The 8,731-nt window shown below is 66.6% G+C and carries 12 protein-coding genes; 9 read left to right on the top strand and 3 right to left on the bottom strand.

Annotated features, from left to right (window positions below):
* The 4 genes from AMD30_RS23805 to AMD30_RS23790 form a co-directional block, all read left to right on the top strand.
* The coding region (locus AMD30_RS23805) for an arsenical-resistance protein (RefSeq protein ID WP_084817370.1) at positions 1-214 on the top strand (214 nt) is incomplete at its 5' end.
* The gene (locus AMD30_RS23800) at positions 207-890 is read left to right on the top strand and encodes an arsenate reductase ArsC (protein WP_006360545.1); all 684 of its coding nucleotides are present in this window, start codon (positions 207-209) and stop codon (positions 888-890) included. The genes AMD30_RS23805 and AMD30_RS23800, both read left to right, overlap by 8 nt.
* A gap of 41 nt (positions 891-931) precedes the next feature.
* Positions 932-1,357 (top strand): arsenate reductase ArsC, encoded by a 426-nt coding sequence (locus AMD30_RS23795; protein WP_006360546.1) that lies wholly within the window; start codon positions 932-934, stop codon positions 1,355-1,357.
* Entirely contained in the window at positions 1,354-1,764 is a 411-nt protein-coding gene (locus AMD30_RS23790) for an arsenate-mycothiol transferase ArsC (protein ID WP_055477315.1), read from the top strand. The genes AMD30_RS23795 and AMD30_RS23790 overlap by 4 nt, the downstream gene beginning before the upstream one ends.
* Positions 1,765-1,787: 23 nt before the next feature.
* Here AMD30_RS23790 and AMD30_RS23785 read toward each other — a convergent pair whose 3' ends face one another.
* Positions 1,788-2,273 carry an ArsI/CadI family heavy metal resistance metalloenzyme gene (locus tag AMD30_RS23785; RefSeq protein WP_010844638.1) on the bottom strand — a complete coding sequence of 162 codons (486 nt, stop codon included), beginning with the start codon at positions 2,271-2,273 and terminating at the stop codon, positions 1,788-1,790.
* A gap of 97 nt (positions 2,274-2,370) precedes the next feature.
* Between AMD30_RS23785 and AMD30_RS23780 the strand changes: the two genes are divergently transcribed.
* Positions 2,371-2,733 carry an Rv2640c family ArsR-like transcriptional regulator gene (locus AMD30_RS23780; protein WP_005193682.1) on the top strand — a complete coding sequence of 121 codons (363 nt, stop codon included), beginning with the start codon at positions 2,371-2,373 and terminating at the stop codon, positions 2,731-2,733.
* 569 nt (positions 2,734-3,302) lie between these two features.
* Here the strand turns inward: AMD30_RS23780 and AMD30_RS23775 are convergent.
* On the bottom strand, positions 3,303-3,899 hold the full coding sequence (locus AMD30_RS23775; RefSeq protein ID WP_005193680.1) for a class I SAM-dependent methyltransferase: 597 nt from the start codon (positions 3,897-3,899) through the stop codon (positions 3,303-3,305).
* A 92-nt stretch (positions 3,900-3,991) separates the two neighbouring features.
* Between AMD30_RS23775 and AMD30_RS23770 the strand changes: the two genes are divergently transcribed.
* The 4 genes from AMD30_RS23770 to AMD30_RS23755 all read left to right on the top strand — a co-directional run bounded on the left by AMD30_RS23770 (position 3,992) and on the right by AMD30_RS23755 (position 7,824).
* The gene (locus AMD30_RS23770) at positions 3,992-4,393 is read left to right on the top strand and encodes an ArsR/SmtB family transcription factor (RefSeq protein WP_010844639.1); all 402 of its coding nucleotides are present in this window, start codon (positions 3,992-3,994) and stop codon (positions 4,391-4,393) included.
* Positions 4,390-6,390 (top strand): heavy metal translocating P-type ATPase, encoded by a 2,001-nt coding sequence (locus AMD30_RS23765; RefSeq protein WP_005193676.1) that lies wholly within the window; start codon positions 4,390-4,392, stop codon positions 6,388-6,390. Before AMD30_RS23770 ends, AMD30_RS23765 begins: the two co-directional genes overlap by 4 nt.
* Positions 6,387-6,902: a signal peptidase II gene (locus AMD30_RS23760; protein WP_005193672.1), complete on the top strand. Its 516-nt coding sequence runs from the start codon at positions 6,387-6,389 to the stop codon at positions 6,900-6,902. Before AMD30_RS23765 ends, AMD30_RS23760 begins: the two co-directional genes overlap by 4 nt.
* 268 nt (positions 6,903-7,170) lie before the next feature.
* Positions 7,171-7,824, top strand: a complete 654-nt coding sequence (locus AMD30_RS23755; protein ID WP_005193670.1) for a DsbA family protein — start codon at positions 7,171-7,173, stop codon at positions 7,822-7,824.
* A gap of 9 nt (positions 7,825-7,833) precedes the next feature.
* On the opposite strand, the gene AMD30_RS23750 is transcribed toward AMD30_RS23755, so the two are convergent.
* Positions 7,834-8,731 (bottom strand): IS110 family transposase (locus AMD30_RS23750; protein ID WP_055477314.1); only part of this gene is annotated, 898 nt, incomplete at its 5' end.

Genomic DNA, 8,731 nt, shown 5'->3' with positions numbered 1-8,731 from the left:
CGCCGCCGGCAACAACTTCGAACTCGCCATCGCCGTCGCGATCGCGACCTATGGTGCGACCTCCGGCCAGGCTCTCGCCGGGGTCATCGGGCCACTGATCGAGGTCCCGGTTCTCGTCGCCCTCGTCTATGTGTCCCTGGCGTTGCGGAAACGCTTCACAACTCCCACTGCTTCTAGCCTAGATGTGTCGAAGGAGCCTGCTCGCGATGTCTGAGAATGCGTTGGACGAACACCTACGTCGCGGTGAACACCGCGAGCAGCCCGAACTGTTGATGCCTCATACCGTGTTGGCCCGTACCGCCGCCGACTTGGCCGCCAAGTACGAAGGGGTGGTGTCTCGCCAGACGGTAGAACGCTGTGTCTTCGAGTCCTACACCGTGTTACGGCGTACCTCCCGGGTGCATACGCATCTGACGACCTTGGCGGGCCGGTTCGCGGCTGATCGGTTACGCGCCCTCGCCCAGGCTGAGGGCGCGGTGCCCAAGGATGTGCCCGAGGTTCTCTTCATCTGCGTGCAGAACGCCGGCCGCTCGCAGATGGCCGCAGGATTGTTGACCCATCACGCCGCTGGGCGGGTACACGTGCGCTCAGCCGGGTCAACACCCGCGCACTCGATCAACCCGACCGTCGTCGAAGCAATGAGCGAGATCGGCGTCGACTTGGGTACGCAGTACCCCAAACCGCTAACCGACGATGTGGTCGCCGCCGCCGACGTGGTCGTAGCGATGGGTTGCGGCGACGCGTGTCCGATCTATCCCGGTAAGCGGTATCTCGACTGGACGGTCTCCGATCCTGAAGGCCGTCCACTAGGCGAGGTTCGCGCCATCCGCGATGACCTTGATGCCCGGGTTCGCGAGCTCCTTGCCGAGCTCACGGCCGACCGTGTGTGACTTTCCGAGCTTTCCTCCACAGCTGAAAGGGCCTGTGTTTCATGTCTTCCTCTCGACCTAGCGTGCTGTTCGTGTGCGTCCACAATGCTGGCCGCTCACAGATGGCCGCGGGGTTCCTCACCGCTCTGAGCCAGGGCAGTGTCGAGGTCCGCTCCGCCGGATCTGCTCCCGCCGACTCAATCAATCCCGCCGCTGTCGCGGCGATGGCCGAAGTCGGTATCGACATCTCCGCGCAGTCACCGAAGATCCTCACCCCCGACACGGTCGAATCCTCCGACGTGGTGATCACCATGGGCTGTGGCGATGCATGTCCAGTATTCCCCGGCGTCAGGTACCGCGACTGGGCCCTCGACGACCCAGCCGGCCAAGGCATTGACGCGGTCCGCCCGATCCGCGATCAGATCCGCGGACTCGTCGAGGACCTCCTCGACGAACTCGTACCCGCCGACCAGCAGGTCGGCCGGTGAGCACGACACCGCAGGTGCTGTTCGTGTGCGTGTCCAATCGCGGCAAATCGGTGATGGCCGAACATCTCACACCGACAGTCACCGCCCGGATCACCCCATCCTCGGCCGGCACCAGCGCGAAAATCGGCGGCCAGGTCAACGACCTGTCCGCCCAGGCGCTCGCCGAAGTCGGCGCCACCGTGGACGGACATCAGCCGCGCCAACTCACCGACGAACTGATGCAAACTGCAGATCTCGTCGTGGTGGTCGGCACCGCCGACGTCACCCCACCCGACGGCGTCGCCCTCGAAGTGTGGAACACCGACGAACCCTCCGAACGGGTCATCGACGGCATCGAACGGATGCGACTAATCCGCGACGACATCACCAACCGGATCCGCGCCCTCGCCGACCGCATCGCGCGGTAGGCGAGAGCGCAAGCCACGACCCCTCAGCAGCAAGCAGTGCGCACCTCAGCCGGTTCGGCGGCGCTGCCACCGCAGCACACCGAACCCTGCTCGACGTCATCGTTGGCGTTCTGCTCCAACAGTTTCGGGCTGGTCCCGAACGTGTCGGAGTCGGCGAGCACGGTGTAGACCTCCCACTTCTCGTTCGCCGGTCCGGTCACCCAGACCTTGTCCTGGGTTGCGAAACAGCAGGTGGAGTTGATCTCCTCCTGGGTGAACAGGCCCTCCCCGGACAGCCTGGCGATCTCGGCGTGCACCTTCTCGCTCGATTCGACCTCGACGCCGAGGTGGTTGATCGTGCCGCCCTGGCCGGGGTTCTCTAGCAGCACCAGTTTCAGGGGCGGCTCGACGATCGCGAAGTTGGCGTATCCCGGCTTGCGTTTGGCCGGGGTGGTGTTGAACAGCTTGGAGTAGAACTCGATCGCGGTATCGAGATCATCGACGTTGAGCGCGAGCTGCATACGGGACATGACCATCACCTTCACCTGTGAGACATATATCGAACTACTGACACATGCAGGGTGCCACCTTTTCGACATATGTCAAGTAGGGGCGTACGATCTGGTCATGCCGAAGCCCTTGCCGATGGTCGACATCAGCGCCCCGATCTGCTGCGCACCGGTATCGGCGGCACCGCTCGATGACGACACCGCGCTGCAGATCGCGTTGCGGCTCAAGGCGCTTGCCGATCCCGTTCGGATCAAGCTCGTCTCAATCCTGCTTACCGACACCGGTGACGGGACCTGCACCTGCGACCTCGCGACCGCGGTCGGCCTCACCGAAGCCACCACCAGTCACCACCTGGGGCAGCTCCGCAAAGCCGGCATGGTCACCCCCGAGCGCCGCGGCATGAACGTCTACTACCGAGCGCAACCGGACTCGTTGGAAGCACTACGCAACGTTCTCAGCGCTACGACGGGTTGCTGTTGAACGGCGACGGCACGAACTGAGCGAGCCTTATCCGGGTGTCCTTTTGGCAGGCCAACTCCGGTGTCTTTCAGCAGGTCAGCGAGCATGGCGAGCAATCCAGCTCGGCTGGTGGCGGGCAGATCGGATCGGTGATCACGGCGTGGCCGGCGCCAGCGAGGGCGGTGATGCGGGCGGCGACGCTGACCGCGTGCCCGAACAGGTCTCCGTCGCGGACGACTGCGCTGCCGTAGTGGATCGATCCCGGCGCGTAGGGCGATGAATCCGTCTTGACCGGCGGCCGCGGCCGCGGGGGCGGTGATCGTGGCGAGGATCACTTGGGGGGCGTCGGCGGTGAGCATCACCGCATCGCCGATGGCCTTGACCAGCCGCGTGCCCGGTCGTAGAGCCTGCCTGCCAGGTCTGAGAGGCCAACCGTATGGCCAGTTCTGCGGCTTCCTGGTCGCCGCAGAACTCGGTGAACACGCTGTATCCGGCGAGGTCGACGAACGCCACCGCGACGTCACGCTGCTCGAGCTCGGCGAGCTCGTCCGAGGGAGGGCCATGGTGATGCCCGTGCAGTGGTGGCGTGGTCATCGGTCACCGGCACGGCGGGCACGGAACCGGGCGAGCGCAGGGTTCTCGCGGACCGTGATGTCGGTCAGAGGCAAAGACGTCAGGCGCAGGCGGAGTTCGCCACGGGGGATGAACCGGTGCGGTGCCCCTTCGAGGTTGTGCAGCAGCCGCGCCGGTGCGCTGCCGAGCAGGTCGTAGCCGACCAGCATTCCGCCGGGCGCGAGCACTCGGGCGGCCTCGGCGAGTGCGCGTTCCCAGTCGATGACGTGGTGCAACATGATGAACGAGACGACGGTGTCGAAGCTTCCGTCCTCGAACGGCAGGGCTGTGGCGTCGGCGACCTGGGCGTGAGCGCGGGCCCCGAAACCCTGCAGCCGATCGCTGGCGGCGGCGACCATGACCGGGTCGAAGTCGGTGACGGTCACATCCACGAGTTCGTCGGGGTTGGTGGTGAGGATCTGTTCGGTCATCGCGCCGGCGCCGCCACCGATTTCAAGGACCCGGCCTCGGGGATGGATGCCTTGCAGCGCCCACGGGAGTACCCACCTGCCGGTGGCCGCCTGCCACGGTGCGCTGCGGCAGAACAGAGACTCGATCGTCGACATCGACGGCATACCAACAGCTCCCACCATCTCGCCCGGCCGCGCCTGCTGCCACTTCTTCGTGATGATTCGATTACAGCACACAATGCCGCTATCATCGTCATATGACGATGAATGAGTGCTCGGTGGCGACTGGGGCGGACCTCGATCCCGCGGTGGCGTTGTTCCACAGCCTCTCCGATGGGACCCGTCTGGCAATCGCAACCCGCCTCGCGCACGGTGGCGAGGCCCGGGTGGCGGATCTGATGGCGGAGCTGGGGTTGGCGCAATCGACGGTCTCCGCGCACGTGGCGTGCTTACGGGACTGTGGGCTCGTCGAAGGCCGCCCGCAGGGGCGGCAGGTGTTCTACAGCCTGGCCCGACCGGAGCTGATGGACGTGCTCGCCGCCGCCGAAACCCTCCTGGCAGCGACCGGAAACGCGGTTGTGTTGTGCCCGAACTACGGCACCGACGCCACCACCTCCTGCTGCACAACGGGCGACACGAAGGCGGGGGTGCGGCGATGAGCGACGCATGCGGATGCGGGCACGACGAACCGGCCAGTGAGGACGAGCAGGCTCCGGAGCACTGGTGGCAGGTGCGGGAGCTGCAGGCTGCCGCCGCGGCCGCGGTGTTCCTGCTCGCCGCGTACATCACCAGCTGGTCCGGCGGCCCCGAACCGGTCGCGCTCGCCCTGGAGTGGGTGGCGCTGCTGATCGGGGCGTGGACATTCGTCCCCTCGACCCTGAGCCGGTTGGCGAAGGGCAAAATTGGCGTCGGCACCCTGATGACGATTGCTGCGGTCGGCGCGGTGATCCTCGGCGAGGTCGGCGAAGCCGCGATGCTCGCTGTGCTGTTCTCCATCAGCGAAGGCCTTGAGGAGTACGCCGTCGCCCGCACCCGCCGCGGGCTGCGGGCGCTACTAAATCTGGTCCCGGACTCCGCGACCGTGCTCCGCGACGGCACCCCGGTCACCGTCTCCCCGGCGGAATTGGCCGTCGGGGACCAGATGTTGGTCAAACCCGGCGAGCGGATCGCCACCGACGGCACCATCACCGAAGGCCGCACCGCACTGGATGTTTCGGCGATCACCGGCGAATCCGTGCCTGTCGAAGCCGGACCCGGCACGCAGGTCTACGCCGGGTCGATCAACAGCACCGGCGCCCTGAGCGTGCATGTCACCAGCACGGCGGAGAACAACTCGCTGGCCAAGATCGTGCAGATCGTCGAGGCCGAACAGTCCCGCAAGGGCGACGCGCAACGCCTCGCCGACCGGATCGCCAAGCCCCTGGTACCGGCGATCATGATCTTCGCCGCCGCCATTGCGATCCTCGGCTCCCTGCTCGGTGACCCGGCCACGTGGATCGAACGGGCCCTGGTCGTGCTCGTCGCCGCGTCGCCGTGTGCGCTGGCGATCTCTGTGCCGGTGACCGTGGTCGCGGCGATCGGCGCCGCCAGCAAGATCGGCGTCCTGGTCAAAGGAGGTGCCGCCCTCGAAGCCCTCGGCCGGGTCCGCACCGTCGCCCTCGACAAGACCGGCACTCTGACCGCGAACCGGCCCACCGTCGTCGACATCGCCACCACCCCCACCGACACCGCTGCTCCTAGCACCGGGAGCAGCCTGGGCGACCGCACTCCGGGCCAGGAGCGGGTGCTCGCCGTCGCCGCGGCGCTGGAAGCGCACAGCGAACACCCGCTCGCCCGCGCGATCCTCGCCGCCCACGGCGAGACCACCGCCGCGCGCGATGTGCAGGCTGTTCCCGGGGCCGGCCTGACCGGCCTCGTCGACGGACGGCCCGCGCGGCTGGGCCGTCCCGACTGGATCGAGCCCGGCCCGCTCGATGAGCGGGTCGCGGCCATGCAGGCCGACGGCGCCACCGCCGTCCTGATCGAACACGACGGTCAGGTCATCGGCGCGGTCGCCGTCCGTGACGAGCTTCGCCCCGAAGCCGGCGCGGTAATCGAGCACCTGCACCGCATCGGCGCCACGGTCGCGATGCTCACCGGCGACAACACCGCCACCGCCAACGCGCTGGCGAAGATCGCCGGCATCGACGACGTACACGCCGACCTCCGCCCCGAAGACAAGGCCCGCATCATCGGCGACCTCCGAACGAACTCGTTCACCGCGATGGTCGGCGACGGCATCAACGACGCTCCCGCCCTGGCCACCGCCGACCTCGGCATCGCCATGGGCGCAATGGGATCGGACGTAGCGATCGAAACCGCCGACGTCGCCCTCATGGGCGAAGACCTCCGCACCCTCCCGCAGGCACTCGATCACGCCCGCCGCGCCCGGAAGATCATGCTGCAGAACGTCGGCCTGTCCCTCGCCCTGATCGCGATCCTCATCCCTCTCGCGCTGTTCGGGATACTCGGCCTCGCCGCCGTCGTCGCCGTCCACGAACTCGCCGAGATCGTCGTCATCGCCAACGGAGTCCGCGCCGGCCGGGTCAAAGCGCTAGCCCGGGCGAGGACCGGAACTGGCCAGCGGACTCCGTCCGTAGTGACGGTCGGGCAGTGATCACCGCGGTTCCGGTGGCGCACCGCCGCGTACGCCTCACACGGCGGTGCGGGCTGCTGGCCGTCGCTGTCGGACTCGCGGCCACCGATCTGGCCGTCAAGGCATGGGCCACAAGCGCGCTCGCGGACGGCGCAGTCATCGGAACGGGGCCGGTGCAGCTGCGGCTGGCATTCAATCCGGGCGCGGCGTTTTCGATCGCCGCCGATGCCCCGGCATGGGTGCTGCCCACAGTCACCGGAATCATCACCTTCATCGTCGCGGTCACCTCCTGGCGGATGGCGCCAGGCACCGGGCACCTCGGGCGGCTGGGGTTAGCAGCGATCCTCGGCGGGGCAAGCGCCAATCTCATCGATCGGTTCCCCGACGGAGTGGTCACTGACTATCTCCACACCGGTTGGTGGCCAACGTTCAACCTCGCTGACACATTCATCGTCGGCGGCGCTGCCATCTTGATCACCCTCACCGCATTCAGGAGTCCCGACGAACGAGCGCAGCATTCACCCGAGCGCTGACCCCCCCCCCGATCCGGCGCAGGGCCCGGCTGGCCGCGCTGGTCACTGCCCGGCTCACCGTCTGCCCGGAGTCTCGATGGTCCGCTCCCAGAGGAAACGCCAGAGACTCCTCGCTGCCGGATACAGAATCTGATCCGCTTGTAGCGCGCACCCATGAAGACTGAGAACAGACATCAGGTTCATACATTCCGGGCGCTACCCCGAAGGCAACCCCCGGCCTGATGAGACCGATCCTCATTCCCGCCGACATCGCCTCTACGTTGAACGTATGACCAGACCAACCAAGTTCGCGTGGGCGTTCTTCGTAACCATTATCGTCGGTATCGGAGTCGCCGTCCTCGTCGATCAGGACACTTCCACACCCGCCCCGTCCGATACCGCCGCGGTGTCTGATCTGGTGACCCGGCCCGACAGTCATCGGCTGACGTCGCCTGCGCAGAGCCGGGCGCAATTCGTCGAGTTCCTGGACTTCGAGTGCGAAGCCTGCGGAGCCATCTACCCGGTCATCGAGGATCTGCGGCGAACCTACGGCGACCGCGTTACGTTCGTCGTCCGCTACTTTCCGATGCCCGGACACTTCAACGCCGAACGTGCTGCTCGCGCGGTCGAAGCCGCCGCCCAGCAGGGGCGGTTCGAGCAGATGTACCAGCGCATGTTCACCACCCAAACCCATTGGGGCGAACAGCAAGTCCCCGCTGACGACCTGTTCCGTAGCTTCGCCGTCGACCTCGATCTCGATATGGCGGCCTTCGACACGGTCTACAACAGCCCGGCCACGCTCGAACGGATCCGCGCCGACGTCGCTGACGGTCTGGCTCTCGGGGTCCAAGGCACCCCCACATTCTTCCTCGACGAGAATCGGCTACAACCGAACACGATCGACGACCTCACCGCGGCGGTGCGTGCAGCGGCGTCTGAATGATCTCAGGGGCTAGGCGGCAGCCTCCGCGATGGGCGGGCCGGCGCCCCTCGGAGTCCATTCTCGGCCATCACGGATGAGTGCCCACACAACATCAATCAACCGTCTGGCCAGCGAGATGAGCGCATGCACGTGAGAGCGGTTCTCGCGTCGTTTGCGCTGGTAGAACTCCCGTGATGGTCCGTCGCGTTGCGAGCTGTTGAGTGCGGCCATGTAGAACACCTTCCGCAGACCCCGGTGGTAGCGCTGCGGTCTACGCAATGTGCCCCGCCGGTTACCTGAATCATGCGGGACGGGAGCAAGACCGGCGTAGGCAGCCAGTTTGGCAGCCGAGCCGAACGACGTGAGGTCGCCACCAGTGAACGCGATGAGTTCGGCACCACTTCGGGTGCCGATACCGGGTACGGATTCAAGAATCCGGGCGTGGCGGTCTCGGCGGAACACCTCGGCGATCTGTTTATCCAGGTAGGTGATCTGGCGAGTGAGCGCCATCAGCGAGGTAGCCGCCTGCTGCACCAGCAATGCCGTGGTCGCCTCACCAGGCAGAGCGACGGTCTGCGCGGCCGCGGCGGCACGCGCCTTGCTGATCATCTTCGGGATGGTCGGCCGGCGGACTCCTTGACCGCGTAGGTGGTCGTAAATCTCCTCGTCGGAGACCCCATCAATCGCCGACGGTGTGGTGAAGCGGGTGACGAACGCCAAACCAGTCAACGTCGAGTAGTCGAAGCACCGTTCGAGACCGGGGAAGATGCGGGTCAGCAGGCCGCGCAGTCGATTGATGCCTCGTGTGCGTTCGGTGACCAAGTCGCGGCGATGCCCGGTCAACAGGTCGAGTTCGATCGCGACGTCATCAGGGACCGCGACCGTCGCGAGATCACCACGCAGGCGCGCGGTCTGGGCGATCACCACC

It is taken from the genome of Gordonia sp. HS-NH1 (genome assembly GCF_001418765.1).
Lineage (GTDB): Bacteria > Actinomycetota > Actinomycetes > Mycobacteriales > Mycobacteriaceae > Gordonia.
Note: the sequence above shows the minus strand (reverse complement) of the source record. Positions and strands in the feature narration are given on the sequence as shown.

Bases quoted from the DNA above. Each gene is read 5' to 3' on its own strand.
- AMD30_RS23795 (WP_006360546.1), top strand. From the start codon at position 932: ATGTCTTCCTCTCGACCTAGCGTGCTGTTCGTGTGCGTCCACAATGCT.
- AMD30_RS23800 (WP_006360545.1), top strand. From the start codon at position 207: ATGTCTGAGAATGCGTTGGACGAACACCTACGTCGCGGTGAACACCGC.
- AMD30_RS23785 (WP_010844638.1), bottom strand. From the start codon at position 2,273: ATGTCCCGTATGCAGCTCGCGCTCAACGTCGATGATCTCGATACCGCG.
- AMD30_RS23755 (WP_005193670.1), top strand. From the start codon at position 7,171: ATGACCAGACCAACCAAGTTCGCGTGGGCGTTCTTCGTAACCATTATC.
- AMD30_RS23770 (WP_010844639.1), top strand. From the start codon at position 3,992: ATGACGATGAATGAGTGCTCGGTGGCGACTGGGGCGGACCTCGATCCC.
- AMD30_RS23765 (WP_005193676.1), top strand. From the start codon at position 4,390: ATGAGCGACGCATGCGGATGCGGGCACGACGAACCGGCCAGTGAGGAC.
- AMD30_RS23780 (WP_005193682.1), top strand. From the start codon at position 2,371: ATGCCGAAGCCCTTGCCGATGGTCGACATCAGCGCCCCGATCTGCTGC.
- AMD30_RS23775 (WP_005193680.1), bottom strand. From the start codon at position 3,899: ATGCCGTCGATGTCGACGATCGAGTCTCTGTTCTGCCGCAGCGCACCG.